The organism is Massilia timonae, assembly GCF_001866515.1.
In the GTDB taxonomy this organism is placed as follows: Bacteria; Pseudomonadota; Gammaproteobacteria; order Burkholderiales; family Burkholderiaceae_D; genus Telluria; species Telluria timonae.
This window is the reverse complement of sequence record NZ_JRYB01000001.1, coordinates 5,287,293-5,308,872: the sequence shown is the minus strand read 5'-3', so window position 1 is coordinate 5,308,872 and position 21,580 is coordinate 5,287,293. Positions and strand designations below refer to the sequence as shown.

The 21,580-nt window shown below is 68.9% G+C and carries 20 protein-coding genes; 10 read left to right on the top strand and 10 right to left on the bottom strand.

Going from position 1 to position 21,580, the window contains the following annotated elements:
* Window positions 1-105: 105 nt before the first annotated feature.
* Window positions 106-2,892, top strand: a complete 2,787-nt coding sequence (locus tag LO55_RS22535) for a PAS domain S-box protein (RefSeq protein ID WP_083415516.1) — start codon at window positions 106-108, stop codon at window positions 2,890-2,892.
* On the opposite strand, the gene LO55_RS22530 is transcribed toward LO55_RS22535, so the two are convergent.
* Genes LO55_RS22530 through LO55_RS22515 form a run of 4 tightly spaced genes read right to left on the bottom strand, consistent with a single transcriptional unit; the run spans window position 2,886 to window position 6,503 of the window.
* The gene (locus tag LO55_RS22530) at window positions 2,886-4,274 is read right to left on the bottom strand and encodes a multicopper oxidase family protein (protein ID WP_071363189.1); all 1,389 of its coding nucleotides are present in this window, start codon (window positions 4,272-4,274) and stop codon (window positions 2,886-2,888) included. The two genes, LO55_RS22535 and LO55_RS22530, sit on opposite strands and share 7 nt — an antisense overlap.
* Window positions 4,271-5,686 carry a TolC family protein gene (locus LO55_RS22525; protein ID WP_071363188.1) on the bottom strand — a complete coding sequence of 472 codons (1,416 nt, stop codon included), beginning with the start codon at window positions 5,684-5,686 and terminating at the stop codon, window positions 4,271-4,273. Before LO55_RS22525 ends, LO55_RS22530 begins: the two co-directional genes overlap by 4 nt.
* Entirely contained in the window at window positions 5,686-6,045 is a 360-nt protein-coding gene (locus LO55_RS22520) for a hypothetical protein (protein ID WP_071363187.1), read from the bottom strand. Before LO55_RS22520 ends, LO55_RS22525 begins: the two co-directional genes overlap by 1 nt.
* Window positions 6,046-6,101: 56 nt before the next feature.
* Window positions 6,102-6,503: a DUF2946 family protein gene (locus tag LO55_RS22515; protein WP_071363186.1), complete on the bottom strand. Its 402-nt coding sequence runs from the start codon at window positions 6,501-6,503 to the stop codon at window positions 6,102-6,104.
* A 114-nt stretch (window positions 6,504-6,617) separates the two neighbouring features.
* On the opposite strand from LO55_RS22515, the gene LO55_RS22510 reads away from it, so the two are divergent.
* From LO55_RS22510 to LO55_RS22495, 4 genes are all read left to right on the top strand, one after another.
* The gene (locus LO55_RS22510) at window positions 6,618-9,308 is read left to right on the top strand and encodes a bifunctional acetate--CoA ligase family protein/GNAT family N-acetyltransferase (RefSeq protein WP_071363185.1); all 2,691 of its coding nucleotides are present in this window, start codon (window positions 6,618-6,620) and stop codon (window positions 9,306-9,308) included.
* 97 nt (window positions 9,309-9,405) lie between these two features.
* Entirely contained in the window at window positions 9,406-9,801 is a 396-nt protein-coding gene (locus LO55_RS22505) for a hypothetical protein (RefSeq protein ID WP_143054603.1), read from the top strand.
* Window positions 9,801-10,076 carry a hypothetical protein gene (locus LO55_RS22500; protein ID WP_005669933.1) on the top strand — a complete coding sequence of 92 codons (276 nt, stop codon included), beginning with the start codon at window positions 9,801-9,803 and terminating at the stop codon, window positions 10,074-10,076. The genes LO55_RS22505 and LO55_RS22500 overlap by 1 nt, the downstream gene beginning before the upstream one ends.
* A gap of 56 nt (window positions 10,077-10,132) precedes the next feature.
* Complete coding sequence (locus LO55_RS22495; RefSeq protein WP_083415515.1) at window positions 10,133-10,585, top strand: GNAT family N-acetyltransferase; 453 nt, start codon at window positions 10,133-10,135, stop codon at window positions 10,583-10,585.
* Window positions 10,586-10,594: 9 nt separating this feature from the next.
* Here LO55_RS22495 and LO55_RS22490 read toward each other — a convergent pair whose 3' ends face one another.
* From LO55_RS22490 to LO55_RS22485, 3 genes are all read right to left on the bottom strand, one after another.
* On the bottom strand, window positions 10,595-11,839 hold the full coding sequence (locus LO55_RS22490; RefSeq protein ID WP_071363184.1) for a DEAD/DEAH box helicase: 1,245 nt from the start codon (window positions 11,837-11,839) through the stop codon (window positions 10,595-10,597).
* Between the two features lie 123 nt (window positions 11,840-11,962).
* Complete coding sequence (locus LO55_RS26765; RefSeq protein WP_005669937.1) at window positions 11,963-12,100, bottom strand: hypothetical protein; 138 nt, start codon at window positions 12,098-12,100, stop codon at window positions 11,963-11,965.
* A 90-nt stretch (window positions 12,101-12,190) separates the two neighbouring features.
* On the bottom strand, window positions 12,191-12,868 hold the full coding sequence (locus LO55_RS22485) for a hypothetical protein (protein WP_083415514.1): 678 nt from the start codon (window positions 12,866-12,868) through the stop codon (window positions 12,191-12,193).
* 234 nt (window positions 12,869-13,102) lie between these two features.
* Here LO55_RS22485 and LO55_RS22480 point away from each other — a divergent pair, with 234 nt between their 5' ends.
* The 3 genes from LO55_RS22480 (at window position 13,103) to LO55_RS22470 (ending at window position 16,562) form a co-directional block, all read left to right on the top strand.
* Window positions 13,103-14,383 carry a sensor histidine kinase gene (locus LO55_RS22480; protein ID WP_071363183.1) on the top strand — a complete coding sequence of 427 codons (1,281 nt, stop codon included), beginning with the start codon at window positions 13,103-13,105 and terminating at the stop codon, window positions 14,381-14,383.
* Window positions 14,373-15,155: a LytR/AlgR family response regulator transcription factor gene (locus tag LO55_RS22475; protein ID WP_071363182.1), complete on the top strand. Its 783-nt coding sequence runs from the start codon at window positions 14,373-14,375 to the stop codon at window positions 15,153-15,155. The genes LO55_RS22480 and LO55_RS22475 overlap by 11 nt, the downstream gene beginning before the upstream one ends.
* Before the next feature lie 105 nt (window positions 15,156-15,260).
* Window positions 15,261-16,562, top strand: coding sequence for an NAD(P)/FAD-dependent oxidoreductase (locus tag LO55_RS22470; protein ID WP_005669943.1), 1,302 nt, complete (start codon window positions 15,261-15,263; stop codon window positions 16,560-16,562).
* 95 nt (window positions 16,563-16,657) lie between these two features.
* Here LO55_RS22470 and LO55_RS22465 read toward each other — a convergent pair whose 3' ends face one another.
* Window positions 16,658-17,380: a sensor histidine kinase gene (locus LO55_RS22465; protein WP_005669945.1), complete on the bottom strand. Its 723-nt coding sequence runs from the start codon at window positions 17,378-17,380 to the stop codon at window positions 16,658-16,660.
* Window positions 17,381-17,573: 193 nt separating this feature from the next.
* On the opposite strand from LO55_RS22465, the gene LO55_RS22460 reads away from it, so the two are divergent.
* Window positions 17,574-18,038 carry a hemerythrin domain-containing protein gene (locus tag LO55_RS22460; RefSeq protein ID WP_005669947.1) on the top strand — a complete coding sequence of 155 codons (465 nt, stop codon included), beginning with the start codon at window positions 17,574-17,576 and terminating at the stop codon, window positions 18,036-18,038.
* Window positions 18,039-18,069: 31 nt separating this feature from the next.
* Here LO55_RS22460 and LO55_RS22455 read toward each other — a convergent pair whose 3' ends face one another.
* Window positions 18,070-19,707 carry an ATP-binding response regulator gene (locus LO55_RS22455; protein WP_143054602.1) on the bottom strand — a complete coding sequence of 546 codons (1,638 nt, stop codon included), beginning with the start codon at window positions 19,705-19,707 and terminating at the stop codon, window positions 18,070-18,072.
* 244 nt (window positions 19,708-19,951) lie between these two features.
* Here LO55_RS22455 and LO55_RS22450 point away from each other — a divergent pair, with 244 nt between their 5' ends.
* Window positions 19,952-20,371, top strand: coding sequence for a hypothetical protein (locus LO55_RS22450; protein WP_005669950.1), 420 nt, complete (start codon window positions 19,952-19,954; stop codon window positions 20,369-20,371).
* A gap of 171 nt (window positions 20,372-20,542) precedes the next feature.
* Here LO55_RS22450 and LO55_RS22445 read toward each other — a convergent pair whose 3' ends face one another.
* The gene (locus LO55_RS22445) at window positions 20,543-21,562 is read right to left on the bottom strand and encodes a GGDEF domain-containing response regulator (protein WP_005669952.1); all 1,020 of its coding nucleotides are present in this window, start codon (window positions 21,560-21,562) and stop codon (window positions 20,543-20,545) included.
* Window positions 21,563-21,580: the final 18 nt, after the last annotated feature.

The following is a 21,580-nucleotide window of genomic DNA, read 5'->3' as shown; positions in this document are numbered from 1 at the left end:
CAGTGGGAATTGCGTTATATTTTATTGAAAGGACAATAACATCAGGCGCCGCCCGGACAGCCGCAAAATCCCTGCTGCCCCGCCGGATCCTGCACGGGGACATATATGCGACACGGCGTTCTGGCAGAACCGACGGATCTGGCAAGGCATCCGCCGAGCGGCGCCCAGTTGCGCCACGTGGTATGGGTGCTGGCTTGCCTGGCGCTGGCCTTCGCGCTGCTGGCGCCGGCCGCCGGGGTGCCGCTGGCGCGGGCGCCGGAATTCATTCCCCTCTACGGCGCGGTGCTGATCGGCGCCAATCTGCTCACCGGCATCCTGCTGCTGGGTCACGTGCACACGGGACGCTCGCGCGCGCTCGGCATCCTGGTGCTGGGCTATCTGCTCACGGCGCTGATCGCCAGCGCCCACCTGCTGACCTTCCCCGGCCTGTTCGCCGACCAGGGTGTGCTTGGCGGGAACAACCAGACCACGCCCTGGCTGCACATCGCCTGGCATGCGCTGTTCCCGCTGTTCGTGCTCGGCTATACCCGCAGCACCCACGCGGCGCCGTTGCCGCCGCACTTCATGCGCTTCGGCGCCTTGCTGATCGTGCTGGTCGCGGCGCTGCTGGTGCTGTTGTCGACCTCGGGAGCGGCCTGGCTGCCGCCGCTGATGGTGGGAACCCGCACGCTGCCGCTGTACCACTGGATCGCGGGGGCGGTGCTGGCGCTGTCGGTCGGCGTCTTGTGGGCCATCGTGCGCAAGCGCCCGCGCACCGTGCTCGATGCCTGGCTGGCGGTGGCGCTGGCGGCCTGGGTGTTCGAGGTGGCGCTGTCGTGCGTGCTCAATGGCGGCATGTTCGACCTGGGCTTCTATGCCGGCCGCCTGTACGGCCTGGCCGCCGCGCTGTTCGTGCTGGGCGCGCTGGCGATCGACAATATCGCGCTGCACGCGCGCCTGCACGCGACTTTCCAGGAAATGATGGAAACCCGCGCCCATGCCCAATGGCAGAGCCTGCTGGGGACGGTGCTGCGGCAGTTGCCGGACGGGGTGCTGATCGTCGACGCGGCGGGGCGCTGCGTGATGGCCAACGACCAGGCCGGCCGGATGGCGGCCTGCTTCCAGCCCGGGGACGCAGATGGCGCGCAGGATGTGGCGCAGTCGGTGGAGCCATCCGTGGCGCAAGCCGGCATGACAGCCATGCTGGAGCTGATCCGCGATCCGGTGGCGCGTGCGATCGGCGGCGAGACCTTTCGCGAGGCCTTGCTGGAAAGCGAGCGCAACGGCGTACGGCGCGCCTACACGGTGAGCGGCGCGCCGCTGCGCGACGGCGCGGTCGAACTGGCGGCCGCGGTGATCGTGGTGGACGACATCACCGAGCGCACCGAGGCCAGCGCGGCCCTGGCGCGTGCGCTGGACCAGACGCGCTACCTGATTCAACATACGCCGCTGGCCGTGATCGAGTGGAACCGCGAGCTGGTCGTCACCCTGTGGAACGGGCGCGCCGAAGAGCTGTTCGGCTGGCGCCAGCACGAAGTGATCGGCGAGCGCATCGATGCGCTGCCGCTGATCCACGAGGGCGACGCCGACCAGGTCGGGGCGATGATCAGGCGCCTGCTCGATTCGCCCACCCGCCACGCCAAATCGAGCAACCGCAACCGCACCCGCGACGGCCGCGTGCTGTGCTGCGAATGGTACAACTCGGTGCTGGTCGACGAGGCCGGCGACATCCTGACCGTGTTCTCGCTGGTGCTGGACGTGACCGAGCGCGAACAGGCGATGGATGGCCTGCGCGAAGCCGACCAGCGCAAGGACGTGTACATCGCCACGCTGGCGCACGAGTTGCGCAACCCGCTGGCGCCGATCGCCAACGCGGCCTCGCTCCTGCGCGTCAAGTCATTGCCGCCCGAGCGCATCGAGTGGATCGCCTCCATGGTCGGGCGCCAGGCGGCCCAGATGGCGCGCCTGCTGGACGACCTGCTGGACGTCTCGCGCATCGGGCGCGGCAAGATCGAGCTGCGGCGCGCGCGGGTCGAACTGGGCCGCCTGATCCGCGACGCCCTGCAGGCCAGCATGCCGCTGATCGAGAGCGGGCGTCACCAGGTGGCGCTCAGGCTGGTCGACGAACCCCTGTGGGTCGAGGCCGACGCGCTGCGCCTGACCCAGGTGTTCGCGAACCTGATCAACAATGCGGCCAAGTACACGCCGCCCGGCGGGGCGCTCGAGATCGGGCTGCGCTCGGAGAACGGCGAGGCGGTGGCGTGGGTGGCCGACAATGGGGTCGGCCTGGATCGCGGCATGATCGAGCGCGTGTTCGATGCCTTCGTGCAGGTCAGCAGCGCGCGCCACCTGGCCCAGGGCGGCCTGGGGATCGGGCTGTCGCTGGCCAAGGGTTTCGTCGAGCTGCATGGCGGCAGCATCCACGCCGACAGCGAGGGGCCGGGACAGGGCGCCACCTTCATCGTGCGCCTGCCGCTGTGCGAGGCGGCCGCGCCCGAGGCCCAGGCCGAAGGCCAGGCGGCCGGCGGCGCCGTCGTCGGCAAGCGCATCCTGGTGGCCGACGACAACCTCGACGCCGCCGAGTCGCTGTGCTGGCTGCTGCGCTCCGAAGGCGCGAGCGTGACGGTGGCGCACGACGGCGCCCAGGCGCTGCGACTGTATAACGAACAGGGCGCCGACATCGCCGTGCTCGACCTGGGCATGCCCGAGATGAGCGGACTCGAAGTGGCGGCCATCCTGTCGGCCAAGCATCCGCGGCCCTACCTGGTCGCGGTCACGGGACGCGGCCGGCAGGAAGATCGCGCCGCCTCGCTGGCGGCCGGCTTCGACCAGCACTGCACCAAGCCGGTCGCGCCGCAGCAGCTGCTCGAGCTGCTGCGCAAGGTGGCGCAGGAGCAGCCGCGCGCTCAGTGATGGTGGCCGCCGTGGTCCTTCGGGCCCGGCTTGCGCGCGTTGAGTGCCGGGCCGGCCGGCGCCGCAGGGGTGGCCGCCGGTGCGCTGGTGGGCGCCGGCACGTCGCCGGTCCATTCGCGCGCGACGCTGCCGGCGGGGTGGCTGTACCAGCCGGGATCGCGGTAGTCGCCGCGCTGCAAGCCTTCGCGCACCTTCAGCACCGTGAACATGCCGCCCATCTCCAGGTTGCCGAAGGGGCCGTCGCCGCTCATCATCGGCAGCGTGTTGTGCGGCAGCGCCATCTTCATGTCGCCCATCGAGCCGCCCTTGTCGCCCATGACCATATAGCCCGGCACCAGCTTGTTGATCTTCTCGGCCACGCCGCGGTGGTCGACCCCGATCAGGGTCGGCACGTCGTGCCCCATCGCGTTCATCGTGTGGTGCGATTTATGGCAGTGGAAGGCCCAGTCGCCGGGCGCGTCGGCCACGAACTCGATCGCCCGCATCTGGCCCACGGCGACGTCGGTGGTGACCTCGGGCCAGCGCGCCGACTTCGGCACCCAGCCGCCGTCGGTGCCGGCCACCTCGAAGCGGTGGCCGTGCAGGTGGATCGGGTGGTTGGTCATGGTCAGGTTGCCGACCCGGATGCGCACCTTGTCGTTCAGCCGCGCGACCATCGGATCCAGGCCCGGGAACACGCGGCTGTTGATGGTCCACAGGTTGAAGTCGAGCATGGTGTTGGTGCGCGGGGTATAGCTGCCCGGCTCGATGTCGTAGGACGACAGCAGCATCACGTAGTCGCGGTCGACGGCGTGCTGGCGCGGATTCTTCGGGTGCGTGACCCAGAAACCCATCATCCCCATCGCCATCTGCTGCATCTCGTCGGCGTGCGGGTGGTACATGAAGGTGCCGGCGTGGCGCGCCACGAATTCGTAGACGAAGGTCTTGCCCGGCTGGATGCCGGGTTGGGTGAGGCCGGTGACGCCGTCCATCCCGCACGGCAGCAGCTGGCCGTGCCAGTGCACGCTGGTGTGCTCGGGCAGCTTGTTGGTCACGAAAATGCGCACCCGGTCGCCTTCCACCACCTCGATCGTGGGGCCGGGGCTCTGTCCGTTGTAGCCCCACAGATTGGCCTGCATGCCGGGCGCCAGTTCGCGCACCACGGGTTCGGCCACCAGGTGGAATTCCTTGACGCCGTCCTTCATGCGCCACGGCAGGGTCCAGCCGTTGAGGGTCACGACCGGGTTGTAGGGACGCCCGCCCGGCGGCGCCAGCGGGGCCGCGGTGGCGGCTGAGGTGTGGACGGGGGCTTCGGGCAGCGCGGCGGCGCCGGCGCGGCTCACCAGCGAGGCGCCGAGCATGGTCACGCCGGCGCCGGTCAGGAACGATCTGCGATTGGTCATTGTGCTTCCTTGTGGTCGTGTGCGTGGCCGTGCTTGACAGCGGGGGCGGAGGCGGGGACGGGCAGGCGGCCTCCCAGCGCGGCTTCGAGGTCGGCTTCGGCCAGCCAGAAATCCTTGAGGGCGTCGATGGTGGCGTGCACCGCCGCCGCCTGTTCGCGGGCGTCGGCCAGCAGTTCGAAGGGACTGGCCAGCATGCCGTTGTAGCGCAGCAGGGTTTCGCCGGCGATTTTCTGGCGCAGCGGGATTACCTGGTCGCGGTAGTGGCGCGCGACGTCATGGCTGGCGCGGTAGCCCAGGTAAGCGGCGCGCGCTTCGCTGCGCGCATTCACGGCGGTCTCGGCGACCCGCCCGAGCGCCTGCATGTACACGCTCTGCGCGCGCGCCACGCGGGCGCCGCCCCAGTCGAACAGCGGCAGTTCGAGCGAGATCTCGTACCCTTCGCTGCGCGCTTCGCCGGTCTCGCTCTTGCTGGCATAGCCCAGGTCGAGCACGTTGACCATGCGCGTGGCGCGCGTCAGGCCCAGGTCGGCGGCGGTGCCGGCGGCGACGGCGCGCGCGGCGCGCACGTCGAGCCGCCGTTCCAGCGCCAGGCGCTCGATGCCGGCCAGTTCCACCGGCCGGGCGGGCAGTTCGGGCAGGCGTTCCGGCAGCGCATAGCCGGCATGAACGCCCCACAGGCCGAGCTGGCGCGTCAGGTGTTCACGCGCGGCGTCGCGCGCGCGGCCGGCGCGCAGCACGGCGGCGCCGGCTTCGGCATGGAAGGCCGATTCGCGCGCCAGGTCGAGCGCGCTGGCATTGCCGGCCAGGGTCATGCGTTCCATCAGTTCACTCGAGGCGTCGGCGGCCGCGGCGACCTGGCGCGCGTACTCGAGTGCCTGGCCGGCGGCCACGGCCTCGATCCAGGCGCGCCGGGTGGCGATCGCGTGGCGCTCGATGGCGGCGGCCACCTGCAGGGTGGTCTCCTGGTGGCGCCGCTCGGCCATGCGCTGGCGCAGCGGCATGGTGAGCAGGCCCGCCAGGTCGAGCGACACGCCGCGCTCGATCTCGCGGCTGCCGCCGCCATCCATGCGCGAGAACCCGAACGAGGGATTGCGCAGGCGCGCGGCCTGGGCCAGGTCGGCCTGGGCGATGCCGGCGTCCCAATAGCTCGCCTGCAGGCCGGGGTGATTCAGGACGGCGATGCGCACGGCGGCGTCCAGGCCGAGGGGCTCCCTGAGCAGGGCGTCGATTTCACGCGCCAGCGCGCGCCGGTCGTCGTCGCTTCTCAGCAGGCGCGCCTCGACGCCGGTGCGCTCGCGCGCCTCGTCGGCGCTGACACGGAATGCGGCTTCAGGATCGGTGCTGGCGCAGCCGGCCAGCAGCAGGGCGGCAGCCGCGGCCAGCGCGCTGCGCGCCATCATCGGGGCGGCCATCAGTGGTGTTCTCCATGCCCGTGGTGGCCATGGTGGCCCTGGTGGTCGGCCTTCGGCTGTTCTTTCTGCGCAGGCTTGGCGTGGCCGGCATGCGCCGAATGGTCGGCATGGTCGGCATGTGTGGCAGCATGGGCATGCGCCGGCTGGCCGGCCACGATGCGGTTGCTTTCCTGCCAGTTGCGGTCCGGCGTGGTCGCGGCGGCGGCGGGCGGGCGCTGGACGTGGGCGCTCTGGTAGCGCGTCTCGGGAACGCCGGCGGCGGGATTGTCGGCGGTGTGCTGGGCGACGGCGGGCATGGCCGCAAGCATGGCGCTCAGCAGGGCGGCCGCGCGCCATGGCGCGGCGGTGTGGGTAAACATGGTGTCCTCGTTCGGATGAAATGCGTCGGACCGCGCACGGGGCGCGGCGGGCGAAATCAGGCGAGCGGGAAGCGGGGCGGTCGTTCGGGAAGAGCGAGGTCGACCGCGGCAAGGCGGCCGGTGGCGGCCACGAGCAGGGCTTTGGCCAGCGATGGCGCCGGCGGGTCGAGGCTTGCCGCGGGCGCCATGGCGGCGCCCATGCAGCAGGCAGCGCAGGCGCTGCAATTGCCGTCGTGATCGTGCGTATCCTGGGCAAGGTCGTGCGACCTGTCGCGCATCTTCTGCGTCTCGTGGCAAGGGCTGCTTGCGGCATCGTGGTGAGGCGTCGCATGCGCGGCCTGCTGCGTCCCTTGCGGCGCATCATGCGCGCACGCGAGCATGGCGGCCGAAGCGATTCCCTGGAACGGGATCGCCAGCAGCATCAGCCATACGAACAGGAGACGGACGGAATATTTCACGCGGCGATTCTAGCACGCCCGGCGCCCCGGGCGGCAAGCCCCGGCTTCGACGCGCCGTCGGGTCACGGCGTTTGATACGATGAGTCACTACTTGCCGCTGGAAGGGCCCCATCAATGAGCGTCCGCAACCTGCACTACCTGTTCGCGCCGAAATCGGTGGCCCTGATCGGCGCCTCCGAGCGTCCCGGCAGCATGGGCACGACCTTGCTCGAGAACCTGCTGGGCGGCGGCTTCAAGGGCAAGTTGTACGCGGTCAACCCGAAGTACGAGCAGGTCGGCGAGCTGCCCTGCTACGACAGCGTGGCCGACCTGCCCGAGGCGCCCGAGCTGGCCGTGATCTGCACGCCGCCGGCGACCGTGCCGCAGCTGGTGCGCCAGCTGGGCGAGCGCGGCACGCGCGCGGCCGTGGTGCTCAGCAGCGGCATGGCCAGGGCGCGCGATGGCCGCGGGCGCAGCCTGCGCCAGGCCGCGCTCGATGCGGCCCATCCCTATCTGCTGCGCCTGCTCGGGCCGAACAGCGCCGGCCTGCTGGCGCCCGGCCTCGGCCTGAACGCCAGCGTGGCCCACAGCGGGGCGCTGCCGGGGCGGATCGCCTTCGTCTCGCAATCCGGTTCCCTCATGACCGGCGTGCTGGACTGGGCGCGCACGCGCGGCATCGGCTTCTCTCACTTCATCTCGCTGGGCGACTCGAGCGACGTCGACCTGGGCGACGTGCTGGATTACCTGGCCAGCGACGGCCACGCGGGCGCCATCCTGCTGTATGTCGACCAGCTGCGCTACGCGCGCAAGTTCATGTCGGCCGCGCGCGCCGCGGCGCGCAGCAAGCCGGTGCTGGTGCTCAAGTCGCGCGCCCTCGACGACGGCGTGCGCGCGGTGGCCAGCGAGAGCGGGGCCCTGGCCAGCGAGGACGATGTGTTCGACGCCGCGGTGCGGCGCGCCGGCATGCTGCGGGTACACACCACCGAGCAGCTGTTCGCGGCGGTCGAGACCCTGGCCTATGCCCGCCCGCTGCATGGCGAGCGGCTGGCCATCGTCAGCAACGGCGCGGGTCCCGGCGTGCTGGCGCGCGACGCGCTGCGCCATGGCCGGGGCACTGCCGCCATGCTGTCGCCCGACTCGGTCGCCCGGCTCGACGCGCTGCTGCCGGGTGCGGCCAGCGCAGGCGCGGCCAACCTGCCGGTCAACCTGCTGGGCGGCGCGCCGCCCGAACGCTATGCGGCCGCGCTCGAGATCCTGCTCAAGGATCCGCAGGTCGACGCCGTGCTGGTGGTGCATTCGCCGACCGCCACCGTCGACAGCCGCGAAGTGGCGAACGCCATCGCGCCGCTGGCGCGCGCCGCCTCGCGCCCGATCCTGTCGTGCTGGCTCGGCGGCGCCTCGGTGCTCGAGGCGCGCACCATCGCCGCCAGCGCGCGCATGCCGACCTTCCGCACTCCCGAAGACGGCGTGGCCGGCTTCCTGCAACTGGTGAACTACCGCCGCAACCAGAACCTCCTGATGGAAGTGCCGCCCTCGATGGTCGGCCACATGGCGCCCGACCGCAGCGCGGCGCGGGCGCTGGTGCGCGAGGCGATCGCGAACAAACGCCTGCTGCTGTCCGATCCCGAGACCAAGGCCATCCTGCGCGCCTATGGCCTGGCCCTGGTCGAGACCCGCGCCGCGCCCGACGTCGAGGCCGCGGTGGCGGCGGCGCGCGCCATCGGCTATCCGGTCGCGGTCAAGATACTGACCCCCGACGTGATGCACAAGTCGGACTTCGGCGGCGTGACGCTCGACCTCGATTCCGACGACGCGGTGCGCGCCAGCGCCCAGCGGATGCGCAAGCGCCTGGACGAATTGTTCCCGCAGGCGCGCTTCGACGGCTTTTCGGTGCAGGCCATGTGCCGGCGCGCCAACGGCCACGAACTGATCGTCGGCGCCGCCACCGATCCGGTGTTCGGGCCGGTGCTGGTGTTCGGCCAGGGCGGGGTGGCGGTGGAGGTCACCGACGACCATTCGGTGTCCCTGCCGCCGCTGAACCTGGTGCTGGCGCGCGACCTGGTCGACCGCACGCGGGTGGCGCGCCTGCTGGCCGGCTACCGCAACCGTCCGCCGGCCAACCTGGACGCGATCCTGGCGGTGCTGATCCAGGTCTCGCGCCTGGTCTCCGACATCCCCGAGATCGTCGAACTCGACATCAACCCGCTGCTGGCCGACAGCCGTGGAGCGACGGTGCTCGACGCGCGGATGCGCCTGGCGCTGGCCGACCGCTCGGGCAGCACGCTCGACCGCCTGGCGATCCGTCCCTATCCGCGCGAGCTCGAAGAGACCATCGACTGGCATGGCGCGCCGCTGTTGCTGCGCCCGATCCGTCCGGAGGACGGTCCGGCCCACCTGGCGTTCTTCGACGCGCTCACGCCGGACGACATCCGCTACCGCATGTTCGTGCGCATCCGCGAGCTGCAACCCTCGCAGCTGGCGCGCTTCACCCAGATCGACTATGACCGCGAGATGGCCTTCATCGCCACCCGCAAGAATGCCGACGGCGTGAACGAGACGCTGGCGGTGGGCCGCGTGGTGGCCGACCCCGACAACACCAGCGCCGAATTCGCCGTCACCGTGCGCTCCGACCTGAAGGGCATGGGGCTGGGGCGGATCATGATGGAAAAGCTGATCGGCTACTGCCGCGCGCGCGGCACCGGCGAGATCGTGGGCGAGGCGCTGCCGCAGAACTCGCGCATCGTCGCCATGGTCAAAAAGCTGGGTTTCGAGGTGACGATCGACGGCGAAGAGGGCATCCGTAAAATGCGGCTTGCATTACGTTAGGGTTTTCCGGCGTTTCGTGACAAAGGGTGAATTTTGCATGCGGCCACGGTGGTATCGTAGCGCCCAATCCAAGCCGTACTTGTCGCCCTGTCACGTCGTGACGATCCGCCACAGCATTTGCAACCCGAACCTCGTATCGATCACGATGTCCCGACTCGGTCTTTTCTTTTGCGCTCCCTACGCGCTATTCATTGCGACCTGCCTCGGCTTCGTCTCGCTGGGTTACGTCGATTACCAGTCGCAATTCGCGTATCTCGAATTGCCGATCGCGGCCCAGCTGGCGCTGGCGCACTGGCTGGGCCTGGGCCGGGCGCTGGAATTCATCTCGTGGCCCGACGCCTACGGCCTGTTCATGACGCCGGTCTTCATCCTGCTGTACGCGGTGGGTGCGGCGCTCGAGCGCAGGCTCGATCGGCGGCGCGGGCTCGCGGACGCGATCGGTCAACGAGGCGCAGGCAAGAAGATGGCCGCAAAGCGAAAGGCGGCAGGCTGATGAGCGAAGCGCATGCGATCAGATGGCGCACGCTTCGTGAAGCCGGCATGGCATCGTGGATCGTCAAGCGGGGATTGCTCGCGTACGGCATACCGATGTACCTCTTCTTCGTGATCTCCGCCTGGTTCAGCAATCCCGAACGGTTCGTGCCGTCCCTCGTCTACAACATCCCGTCCTGGCTGATCGCCGGCGCCGTGTTCGGCGTCCTGACCTGGCATATCTCGGAGTGGCAATACCGGCGCCATGTGGCGAAGAACGGGGCGCCGCGCCCCTGACGTCCGCTGGGCGATGCGGCCCTTGCCGTAGAATCGCTTTCATTTGCGGATCCGCCATGCCAGACCATATCCCGAACCTCGCAATCGCGGTCGAATCGACGCCCGACTACCGCGATGCCAACGTCGTCATCCAGGGCCTGATCGACTACAACGCCGCACATGCCGGCGGCGCGGCGCCGCTCGACCTGTTGGTGACCTTGCGCGACGCGCAGGGGAAGGTGGTGGGCGGCCTGTCCGGCGACACCTGGGTCGGCTGGCTGCAGGTGCATGCGCTGTGGCTCGCGGACGAGCTGCGTGGGCGGGGCATGGGCCGCGCCCTGATGCTCGCGGCCGAGCGCGAAGCCGTGCGGCGCGGCTGCACGCAGGCCTTCCTCGAGACGCTCAGCTTCCAGGCCCTCGGTTTCTACGAGAAGCTCGGCTACACGGTATTCAGCCGCCTCGACGGCTTCCCGCCGGGCGGCGCGCGTCATGCCTTGCGCAAGGCGCTGGAACCGGTCAGCGCAGACTGAGCCCGCGCCCTAGCGCCGGAAGCGCACGTCCTCGCTGACCACCGGCGCGTCGCCCTTCGGCTTCTTGGGCTTCTTCGGCTTCTTGACGATCTGCCCCTTCGCGTCCGTCATCGGCACCCGGTGGTCGGGCGCGAAGCCCGGTTCCTCGACCCGCTCGAGCGCTTGCCGCGTCAGCACCTCGATCGCCGCCAGCTGCTCGACTTCGTCGGCGCACACCAGCGACACCGCCTCGCCGGTGGCGCCGGCGCGGCCGGTGCGGCCGGTGCGGTGCACATAGTCTTCGGCCACGATCGGCAGGTCGACGTTGATCACGGCCGGCAGGTCGTCGATGTCGATGCCGCGCGCGGCGACGTCGGTCGCGACCAGCACCCGCACCTCGCCCGCCTTGAACCGTTCGAGCGCGCGCAGGCGCGCCGGCTGCGGCTTGTCGCCGTGGATCGAGTCGGCCGTGATGCGCTTGGCCTCGAGCAGGGACACCAGCTCGTCCACGCCCTTGCGGGTGCGGGCGAAGGCCAGCACCTGGGTCCAGTCATGGCGCTCGAGCAGGTGCACGAACAGCTCGGGTTTGCGCTTCTTGTCGACCGGGATGATCCACTGCTTCACCGCGGCGACGGTGGTGTTGCGCGGCGAGGCCTCGATGCGCACCGGATCGCGCAGCATCTGGTTCGACAGCGCACGGATCTGGTCCGAGAAGGTGGCCGAGAACAGCAGGGTCTGGCGCTTCTTGGGCAGCAGTTTCATGAGGCCGTCCAGCTCGCGCGCGAAGCCCAGGTCGAGCATGCGGTCGGCTTCGTCCAGCACCAGGGTCTTGACTTCGTTGAAGCGCACCGCGTTCTGGCGCTGCAGGTCGAGCAGGCGGCCGGGCGTGGCGACCATCACGTCGACGCCCTTGCGCAACGCCATCATCTGCGGATTGATGCTCACCCCGCCGTAGGCGACCATGGTGCGCAGCGGCAGGCCTTCGGCGTAGGTGCGCACGCTTTCGTGCACCTGCTCGGCCAGCTCGCGGGTGGGCACCAGGATCAACGCGCGCACCGCGTTGCTGCCCACCGTGCCGCTCCTGGCCAGGCGCTGGAGGATCGGCAGGGTGAAGCCGGCGGTCTTGCCGGTGCCGGTCTGGGCCGCGGCCATCACGTCGCGGCCGGCCAGCACGGCGGGAATCGCCTGTTCCTGGACGGCGGTGGGAGTGTGGTAGGCGAGGGCGTCGAGGGTGCGGACGATCTGGTCGATCAGGCCGAGGGATGCGAACGACATGGGTGGGACAACCTTGGGACGAAAATGGACAGCGCGTAGTTTACCCTGCCGCGGCCGGCATGGCGAGAACGGCGGCTGGCCGACGGCCGGCGCCGGCAGGTCAGGCGCAAATCAGGCGCAAAATCAGTCGCGAGCAGGCTGGCTTGACAGGCCCAGGCTCAAGTCGGCGATCGGCTTGACCGGCTCGTTGTGTTCACGGCAACCGCCGAGCAGCAGGCAGCTCGCGGTCAGCGCTGCGGCGAGAATTCGGCGTGGCAACATGATGGACTCCCTCCCGATGGTGGAAGCCCATCATACGCCGGCCGCGTCAGCCAAGGCGCGCGTTCGGCATGGCCGGCTGGACAGGGTCGATCAGAAGCTGTACGACACGCTGGCGCGCAGCACCGGGAAGAACTTGTAGTCCGACAGTTCTTCGGCCAGGCGCGCTTCTTCGCGCGCGACGTCGGTCGCGAGCACGGTGCAGGTCACGCGCGAGCTGGTGCAGCCGCGGCTGACCAGGTTCACGTGCGCCTTGCCCTGGTAGAAGGCGCCGAGGTCGGCGCTGAACTGCCAGCGCTTGCTCGGCGTGAGGGCATTGCCCCAGCCGATGCCGATGTAGGGCGCGGCCTTCTGGAAATCGACGTCCGCGTCCAGTGCGCCGACGTCGGCCGCCGTGTAGCCGCGGCCATTGATCAGGTATTGGCCGTTGGCATTCGGACGGCCGCGGCCCTTGATCTCGTTGCCGTTGTAGAGGATGCCGCCGGTCAGGCGGAACGGGCTGTCGGCGATCACGTACCAGTCGAACAGCACGTCGAAGGTCTGCAGCTTGCCCTTGGCGTCGTAATCGATGCCGCCGGTGCGCTTGTCGAAATCGTGCTGGAAGTAATTGATGCCGAAGCGACCGTTGAGATTGCTCTCCATCGGCACGACCAGGTGCAGGCCGGCGCCGGTGGTGCCCAGCGTGGCGGTGACGGCGGCGCCGATCTCGGCGTGGGCGGTGGCGGCGGCCAGCGTGGCGGCCAGCATGACGACGATGCGTTTCAGTACCATCTGTAAAACCTTTTGATCGGAAAGGCGAGATTGTAGCGGGCAGGGGCGGGGGAGGGCATGTCTGAAAATTGTAATGAGAGGTAGAAAGCAACAGTCTGCTCGCCCGGCCATGCACCGGCTCCATGCCGCCCGGCCCCGGTTTCGTCGGCCCAGTCCCGGCTCCGTCGCATAATGCTGTCTTGCAAGGAATGGATAGCCTATGGTGGGCCCATTCCCAACCCTTGAGAGCACATCATGTTTGCAAGCCTGTTCCACGTTTTCCGCCTGTTGCTGGCCTGGCTGGCGGTCTATCTCGCCCTGTGCATCACCCTCAACGAGACCTGGCTGGAGCGGGTCGACGTCGACCTCGGCCCGATCGGTCCCTTGCTCGGCTTCGGCGTGTGCGCCTGGGTGCTGCTGGAAGTGTTCTCGCACATGCGCCGGGTGCGCCTGGTCATTGGCCACCTGGACGCCAGCACGCTGTCGAACCGCCAGCGGCGCCAGATCGAGATTCCGCTCGAAGCGGGCGAGGCCTTCGACATGATCGATGCGGCGATCCGCGAACTGCCGGGCGCCACCGTCGTCGACAGCGCGCGCGACAGCCTGCAGGTGCGGGCCAAGGTCGCGCGCATCGACCCCTACGGCAAGGAGGCGTCCCAGCTGTGGGGCCTGGACATCTTTGCGAACCGGCGCAACCAGATCCTGGCGACGGTCACGCCCAACGGCGACGTGGCCGGCAGCGTCACCCTCATCTGCGAGCCCGAGGCGCCGGCCTGGCTCGATTGGTTCCTGGTCGACCACGGCACCAACCTCGAGAACGCCGAGGCCGTGGTGCGCGCCATCGCGCGCCGCATCGCCGAGCGGCGCCGCCTGGAAGCGAATCAGGTGCGCGAGAGCGTGACCGAGAAGGAGCTCACGGTGGCGCGCCTGAACCTGCTGCACGCCCAGGTCGAGCCGCACTTCCTGTACAACACCCTGGCCAGCGCCCAGGTGCTCACCCGCAGCGACCCGGCGCGCGCCGACGCCATGCTGGGCAACCTGATCCACTACCTGCGCCATTCCCTGCCGCGCACCGAGGATGCGCCGTCGACCCTGGGTGAGGAGCTGGAGCGCTCGCGCGCCTACCTCGACATCCTGGCCATCCGCATGGGGCCGCGCCTGTCGCTGCAGGTCGACGTGCCGGACGAGCTGCAACGGCTGGTGTTCCCGCCGATGATGCTGCAGACCCTGGTCGAGAACGCGATCAAGCACGGGCTGGAGCCGAAGCCGGGCGGCGGCACCGTCTGGATCCTGGCGCGGGCGGTGGGCGGCGAACAGGCGCAGGCGGTGGCCGTGACCGTGGCCGACGACGGCCGCGGCTTTTCGAGCGAAGGCGCCGGCACCGGCGTCGGCCTGCGCAACGTGCGCGAGCGCCTGCGCCTGGCCTACGGCAATGGCGCCAGTTTCGCCATCGTCGCCAACTTCCCGAGCGGGGTGGCGGCGACCATCACGGTGCCGCTGGCGCTGCAGGGAAGCGGAGGCCGCCATGCCGCCTGATGCCGTCAAATGCGTGGTCGCCGAAGACGAAGCGCTGCTGCGCGACGAACTGGTCAAATTGCTGCTCGAAGCCTGGCCCGGGCTGGAGATCGTGGCCGTGTGCGAGGACGGCGGCAGCGCGCTGGAAGCGATCGAGACCCACCGGCCCCAGGTCGCCTTCCTCGACATCCGCATGCCGGGGCTGTCCGGCCTGGAAGTCGCGTCGAACCTGCTGGCGGCGGGCCTGCGCACCGAGGTCGTGTTCGTGACCGCCTACGACCAGTATGCGCTCGACGCCTTCGATCGCGGCGCGGTCGACTACCTGCTCAAGCCGGTGGCGCGCGAGCGCCTGAACGCGACCGTGGCGCGGGTGCGCGAGCGCCTGGCGCGCGGCGGGGTCGACGCCACCCAATTGGCCGAGCTGCTGGCGCGCCTGCAGCTGGTTTCTCCGCCGGCGCCGCGCGCGCAGCCCCTGGTCTGGCTGACGGCCAGCCGCGGCGCCGAGACGCGCCTGATCCTGGTCGACGACGTGGTGTATTTCCAGTCCGACGCCAAGTACACGGTGGTGATGACGCGTGACGGCGAATCGCTGCTGCGTAAACCCATCCGCGACCTGCTCGAGGTGCTCGACCCGACCATGTTCAAGCAGGTGCACCGCTCGACCATCGTCAACCTGCGCGCGGTAGCCGGCGTGGCGCGCGACGAAAGCGGGCGCGGCACGATCCGGCTCAGGAACCGGCCCGAGACGCTGACTGTCAGTCAGTCCTTCATGGGGCTCTTCCGTAATATGTAGTCAACTATATTGACAAGCGCTACGTTATTCACGCCGCCATAGTAAAATCGACATTGTCCGAGGATCCGGCGCCGTTGCCGGACAGGGCATTGTGAAGGAGGCAACTTGCGTAGCGATATCGTGATCGTGGGTGGAGGCGCCGGCGGACTCGAGCTGGCCTGCAAACTGGGCCGCAAACTGGGCCCATCCAAGGTGACGCTGGTCGACAGCCGCCTTTATCATATCTGGAAGCCGTCGCTGCACGAAGTCGCGGCCGGCACCCTGGACATCCACCAGGAAGGACTGTCGTACGCCATGCTGGCCCACGACAATGGATTCAATTTCGTGCTCGGCCCGATGACGGGGCTGGACGCCGCCGGCCAGGCGATCGAGATCGGCGCGGTGCGCGCCGCCAGCGACAATGAAGAAGTGCTGCCGGTGCGGCGCCTGGGCTATGGCTCGCTGGTGATGGCGATCGGCAGCACCTCGAATTATTTCGGCGTGCCGGGCGCCGAGGAGCATTCGATCTCGCTGAACGCGACCGAGGACGCCGAGCGCTTCCGCCTGCGCATGCTGCGCCTGATGCTGGCCGTCGAGCAGCAGCGCGAAGAAGGCAAGGAAACCGGCCTGGACGTGGTCATCATCGGCGGCGGCGCCACCGGCGTCGAGCTGGCCGCCGAGCTGCGCGAAGCGTCGGGCGCCTATGCGCGCTATGGCTTTGCGCGCATGGACGTCAAGCGCGACGTGCGCATTACCATCCTGGAGGGCGCGCCGCGCATCCTGGCGCCGCTGCCCGAGCGGGTCTCGACCGCGGCGCACGACCTGCTCGGCAAGCGCGGCATCAATGTGGTGGCCGACTGCCGCGTCACCGCGATCGAGGCCGACAAGGTCATCGACGGCAAGGGCAACGTCTACCCGGCCGACCTGTGCGTGTGGGCCGCCGGCATCCGCGCGCCCGAACTGCTGGCCGGCCTGGGCCTGCCGACCGCGCGCGGCGGCGGGCTCGACGTCGACGCCCACCTGCGCGTCAAGGGCGTGCCGAATATCTGGGCGCTGGGCGACTGCGCCGTCTGCATCGACGGCAACGGCGCGCCGGTCCCGCCGCGCGCCCAGGCCGCGCACCAGCAGGCCGACTACCTGGTGACGGCCTTCCTGCGCATGGACAAGGGCCAGGCGCCGCAAGACACGCCGTACGAGTACCGCGACTATGGTTCGCTGGTCTCGGTCGGGCAGAGCACCAGCGTCGGCAGCCTGATGGGTTCGCTGCGCGGGGCCAGCTGGTTCGTGCAGGGCGCGCTGGCGCGCACGATGTACGCCAGCCTGCACCTGATGCACCACCGGGCGGTGATGGGCATCACCCGCACCGCGCTGCTGGCGGTGGCGCGCTTCCTGATCCGGCGCAGCACGCCGCTGGTCAAGCTGCACTGAGCGTACCAGTACCAACGACAACGGCGGCCGATGGCCGCCGTTGTCGTTTTTCGCGTTGTCGTTTTCCGCGTTGTCGTTTTTAGTTCGCCTGCGCGTCAGGCCGCCAGCTCGCGCGGCAAGGTCATCTGTAATATCGCGCCGCCGCTCTCGCCGCGCGCCAGGGTCAGGTTGCCGCCCAGGTAGCGCGCGCGTTCGCGCAGCAGGCGCAGGCCGTGGCAGCCCTTCGACGATTTTTCCAGCGCATCCGCGCTCGGCCCCACGCCATCGTCGCGCACGGTGAGCATGGCCATGTCGCCGTCGTCGTCCAGGATCACGTCCACGCGCGTGGCCTGGGCGTGGGCGGCGGCGTTGCGCAGGCCTTCCTCGGCGCAGCGCAGCAGCAGCACGCCGTGTTCGCGCGACCAGGCGCCGTCGTCGTCGGGCAGGCTGGCGCGCGCCTTCAGGCCGCGTTCGGCGCCGAAGGCGGGCACCAGCTCGGCCAGCGCGGCGCGCAGGCCCAGGAACTCGAGCTTGTCGTTCCATAGCTCGAGCTGCATCTTGCGGTTGGTTTCGATGATGCCGGCCAGCAGCGTTTTCATCTGGGCGGCGCGGTCGCGCGCCTTGCTGTCGGCCGGCAGGTTCTGGGTCAGCAGGGCCAGGTGCATGGTCAGGGCCGTCATCGACGAGCCCAGGCTGTCGTGCAGCTGGCGCGCCAGCTGGCGGCGTTCCTGGTCCCAGCAGTTGGCCAGCCAGGCCAGCATCTCGGTGAGTTCAGCGGTGCGCGCCGCGACCTGGCGCTCGAGTTCCGGGTCGGGGGGCGATGGTGCCGGTGCGGTCATCGTAGGCTCTGTTAAATGTTTCCCAAATCATACAACAGTTGGCAATTCGGCGGCGCGCGCCCCGCATGGCAAGTCATCCCGGCGTTGTTCCTGCACAGCGTGCGCTCCCGTACAGTCTGCGCGGCGCGCACGGCGCATGCTGGAAACGTGGTCAACGAGCCACTCACACCATACAGAATACGGGGGTATTACCATGAGCAAGAACGACAAGCCACAAGACGCCATCGAACTCCTGATCAGCCAGCACGACGAAGTCAAGGCGCTGTTCAAGCAATTCGACGAACTGGGCGAGCGCGCCACCACCAGCAAGAAGAAGCTGGCGAACGAGATCTGCGAGCAGCTGATCATGCACACGCAGATCGAGGAAGAGATTTTCTATCCGGCGCTGCGCTCGGTGTCGAAGGAAATGGAAGACATGCTGGACGAAGCCGTGGTCGAACACGCCTCGGCCAAGGACCTGATCTCGCAGATCCAGGAGATGGAGCCGGGCGACGACCTGTACGACGCCAAGGTCACGGTGCTGGGCGAATACATCGAACACCACGTCGACGAGGAAGAAGAGGACATGTTCCCGAAAGTGCGCAAGCTCAAGCTCGACCTGGACGCCCTGGGGGCCGAGATGGCGGCGCGCCGCGACGAGCTGCTCGCCACGGCCTGACCGCGCCGCCGCTGCCGCAACTGCCGCGGCGTCAGGCGGCGGTGGTGCCGGCCGGGGCTGGGGCCGTCACCGGCGCCAGCGCTTCCAGCAGGCGCTCGATCTGCACCGGCTTGACCAGGTGCTGGTCGAAGCCGGCTTCCATCACGCGCCGCTGGTCGTCCGGCAGGCCGTAGCCGGTCACGGCGATCAGGCGGATCGCGCGCGTGGCCGCGTCGGCGCGCAGGCGCCGCGCCACCTCGTAGCCGTCGATGCCCGGCAGGCCGATGTCGACCAGCGCGGCGTCCGGCCGGCACGCATGCGCCTGGCTCACGCCCTGCAGGCCGTCGGCGGCCTGGAACACCGGGTAGCCGAAGGCGGCCAGCATGGTCGCCATCATCTCGCGCCCGTCTTCATTGTCTTCGATCAGCAGCACCGACGGCTTGCCCGCTTCCAGCGGCGCCAGCGCCGGCGCGCCCCGCGCGGCCGGCTCGGCCTGGCTGGCGTAGGGAAGACGGATCGTGAAGCTGGAGCCGAGTCCGGCGCCGGGGCTGTCGGCGGCCACGCTGCCGCCGTGCAGCTCGACCAGGCGCCGCACCAGCGACAGGCCGATCCCCAGACCGCCCTGCGAGCGGTCGATCGAGATCGCGCCCTGCACGAACACGTCGAACACCTGCGGCAGCAGTTCGGGCGGGATGCCGACGCCCGAGTCGCGCACGCTGAGCACGACCTCGTCGCCGGCGCGCGCCAGGGCGATGTCGATGGCGCCGCCGCTGGGCGTGTATTTGAGCGCATTGTCCAGCAGGTTCGACACGATCTGTTCGAGACGGGTCGGGTCGCCGTCGACCCAGCCCGGCGCCAGGTCGACCGCGATGCGGTAGCCCGCCGTGCGGCCGGTGGCGCGGAAGGTTTCCAGGCAGCTGGCCACCAGCGTCGACAGGTCGGTGGCCTGGCGCGCCAGCAGGATCTTGCCCGACATCGCGCGCGACAGGTCGAGCAGGTCGTCGACGATGCGCGACAGGTGCTGGCTCTGGCGCTGGATAATGGAGCGGGCGCGCACCACCGTGTCGGGCGCGGCGCCGGGCAGGCCGATCAGGCTCGAGGCGCTGGTGATCGCCGACAGCGGATTGCGCAGCTCGTGGCCCAGCATGGCCAGGAACTCGTCCTTGGCATGGCTCTTTCGCTCGGCCGCGCGCCGCTCTTCCATCTCGCGCACCAGGCGCCGGTTGGTGGCGGTGAGTTCCGACGCATGCTGCGACAGCTTCTCGGCCTGGCGCTTGAGTTCCTCGTTCTTCATGGCCAGGGTGACGAATACCGACACCTTGGCGTGCAGGATCTGCGGAATCACCGGGGTGAACAGGAAATCGGCGGCGCCGCGCTGGTAAGCCTTGAGGCGGTCGATCTCGTCGGCCAGGAAGGCGGTGACGAAGATGATCGGGATGTCGGCCGAGCGCGGACGCTGGTGGATCGCCTCGGCGGTCTCGAAGCCGTCCATGCCGGGCATGTTCACGTCGAGCAGGATCACGGCGAAATCGTGCAGCAGCACCTGGCGCAGCGCTTCCTGGCCGGAGCGGGCCGACAGCACGCTGTAGTTGCCCTCGTCGGCGCGCCCGTCGAGCAGGCTGGTCAGCGCCAGCAGGCTGGCGGGGTCGTCGTTGACCACCAGGATCTTGGGTTTATCGCTGTTCGCCACGATGGATTCCGTCAACATTGCCGTGCTTGCCCGACCAAATGGAGTCTAAACTTGTATTACGCCTGAGTAAATACCTTGCAAAACAAGCCATCATATCATGTGACATAAGTGCCACTAGGCAAATAAATCAATCGTGCGGCAGGTGAGGGTGTTCGCTGCCGCACATACGTCGGTACAGCGCTATGCCATAGTGGAATCGAACCGGTTCGCTGGCGGACGGGGCGCCTATACGAAAGGACATAATATGAATATCGACACCATTGTAAATGAGCAATTTCACGGTAAAACCTTCCGCGAGCTGGCCGACGCGCCGCTATCCGCGCTGCGCGGCATCGGCGAGCAGCAGGCGTCTGCGCTGGCCGACACGCTGGGCGTGAAGACGATCGGCGACCTGGCCAACCTGGAAGTCATCCGCTATGCGATCGCCATCAAGGCGCTGTCCGGCTGCGAAGGCCTGTCCAACAAGGAAAAGGCCGAGGAAACGCTGCTCGACGACGCGGTCGAGATGACCTTCCCGGCCAGCGACCCGATCTCGGTCGACGCCGGCATCACCCGCATCGAGGTGGCGCCGGACATGGTCGACGCGGGCCACGACCACCAGCACGCGCAGTCGATCGAAGAAAAGAGCAAGATTCGCGAGTGCCCGGTGGAAGAGAAGCGCTGAGATTTTCTTCACGGCGGGAGACGACAGGCCATGCGGCGCAAGCCGCATGGCCTGTCGCTTTATGGATTCGCCAAGGGTCATTGTGCGCGCTTTCCCAAATGAGGCGGGCCCGGCGTCCCAATCAGATGGAAGGCCGGACCCGTCGTGCAAACGAAAGAAGCAGCGCCCGCTTCAGCGGTGGTGGGTCGCCAGCTCGACCGGCGGGCTGGCCGGGGCGCTGGCCTGGCTCGGCGCCGCCGAGGTCTTGGCCGCCGCCTGGCGGTTCGCCGCCGGCGAGCAGAAACGGTTCTTGCCGGCGCGCTTGGCTTCGTACAGCGCGTAGTCGGCGATATTGATCAGCGCATCGACCGACTCGGCATCGTCCGGATAGATGCTGATGCCGATCGAGGTCGACAGCCGCAGCGTGAGATCGTTGATGAAGAAGGGCTCGGACAGCGCCTCGACCAGTTTCGAGGCCGGTCCCTGGGCGTCGGCCAGGCTGTGGATGTCGCCCAGCACGACCATGAATTCGTCGCCGCCGAGGCGCGCCACGGTGTCTTCCTTGCGCGAGCTCGACAGCAGGCGCTGGGACACCATCTTGAGGATCTCGTCGCCGTAGGCATGGCCGTAGGTGTCGTTGATCGCCTTGAAGCCATCCAGGTCGAGGTACATGACGGCCGCCTTGGCATGGCTGCGGTTGGCGTGCTGCAGCGCGGTCTCGATGCGGTCTTCGAGCAGGCGCCGGTTGGGCAGGCCGGTGAGGGCGTCGTGCAGGGCCAGCTCCTGTTGCGCCTTGGAGTATTGCGCCAATTCCTTGTACAGCAGCCGCACCTCGAGCATGTTGTGGATGCGCTTGTGCACTTCGAGCAGGTCGAAGGGCTTGCTGATAAAGTCGCGGGCGCCGGCTTCGAGCGCGGCGATCTTGAAGCTCGGCTGGGCAGTCAGGGCCAGCACCGGCAGGTAACCGCCTTGCTCGATCTCCTTGAGCCCCTTCATCACCTGGAAGCCATTCAGGCCCGGCATCTGCAGGTCGAGCAGGATCAGGTCGTAGTTGTGCTCGCGGTGGAGCGGGCAGACCTGTTCCGGCAGCATGGTCGAGCTGACGCAAGCGTAGCCTTCTTCGCGCAATATCTCTTCCATCAGTTCGATATTGTCGGGCGAATCGTCCACTACCAGGATTTTCGCGTTCAAAATGTCTTGTCTGCTCGGCATGCTTTTCTCTTCTCTCGT

Bases quoted from the DNA above. Each gene is read 5' to 3' on its own strand.
- LO55_RS22535 (WP_083415516.1), top strand. From the start codon at position 106: ATGCGACACGGCGTTCTGGCAGAACCGACGGATCTGGCAAGGCATCCG.
- LO55_RS22530 (WP_071363189.1), bottom strand. From the start codon at position 4,274: ATGACCAATCGCAGATCGTTCCTGACCGGCGCCGGCGTGACCATGCTC.
- LO55_RS22525 (WP_071363188.1), bottom strand. From the start codon at position 5,686: ATGGCCGCCCCGATGATGGCGCGCAGCGCGCTGGCCGCGGCTGCCGCC.
- LO55_RS22520 (WP_071363187.1), bottom strand. From the start codon at position 6,045: ATGTTTACCCACACCGCCGCGCCATGGCGCGCGGCCGCCCTGCTGAGC.
- LO55_RS22510 (WP_071363185.1), top strand. From the start codon at position 6,618: ATGAGCGTCCGCAACCTGCACTACCTGTTCGCGCCGAAATCGGTGGCC.
- LO55_RS22500 (WP_005669933.1), top strand. From the start codon at position 9,801: ATGAGCGAAGCGCATGCGATCAGATGGCGCACGCTTCGTGAAGCCGGC.
- LO55_RS22495 (WP_083415515.1), top strand. From the start codon at position 10,133: ATGCCAGACCATATCCCGAACCTCGCAATCGCGGTCGAATCGACGCCC.
- LO55_RS22490 (WP_071363184.1), bottom strand. From the start codon at position 11,839: ATGTCGTTCGCATCCCTCGGCCTGATCGACCAGATCGTCCGCACCCTC.
- LO55_RS26765 (WP_005669937.1), bottom strand. From the start codon at position 12,100: ATGTTGCCACGCCGAATTCTCGCCGCAGCGCTGACCGCGAGCTGCCTG.
- LO55_RS22485 (WP_083415514.1), bottom strand. From the start codon at position 12,868: ATGGTACTGAAACGCATCGTCGTCATGCTGGCCGCCACGCTGGCCGCC.
- LO55_RS22480 (WP_071363183.1), top strand. From the start codon at position 13,103: ATGTTTGCAAGCCTGTTCCACGTTTTCCGCCTGTTGCTGGCCTGGCTG.
- LO55_RS22475 (WP_071363182.1), top strand. From the start codon at position 14,373: ATGCCGCCTGATGCCGTCAAATGCGTGGTCGCCGAAGACGAAGCGCTG.
- LO55_RS22465 (WP_005669945.1), bottom strand. From the start codon at position 17,380: ATGACCGCACCGGCACCATCGCCCCCCGACCCGGAACTCGAGCGCCAG.
- LO55_RS22460 (WP_005669947.1), top strand. From the start codon at position 17,574: ATGAGCAAGAACGACAAGCCACAAGACGCCATCGAACTCCTGATCAGC.
- LO55_RS22450 (WP_005669950.1), top strand. From the start codon at position 19,952: ATGAATATCGACACCATTGTAAATGAGCAATTTCACGGTAAAACCTTC.
- LO55_RS22445 (WP_005669952.1), bottom strand. From the start codon at position 21,562: ATGCCGAGCAGACAAGACATTTTGAACGCGAAAATCCTGGTAGTGGAC.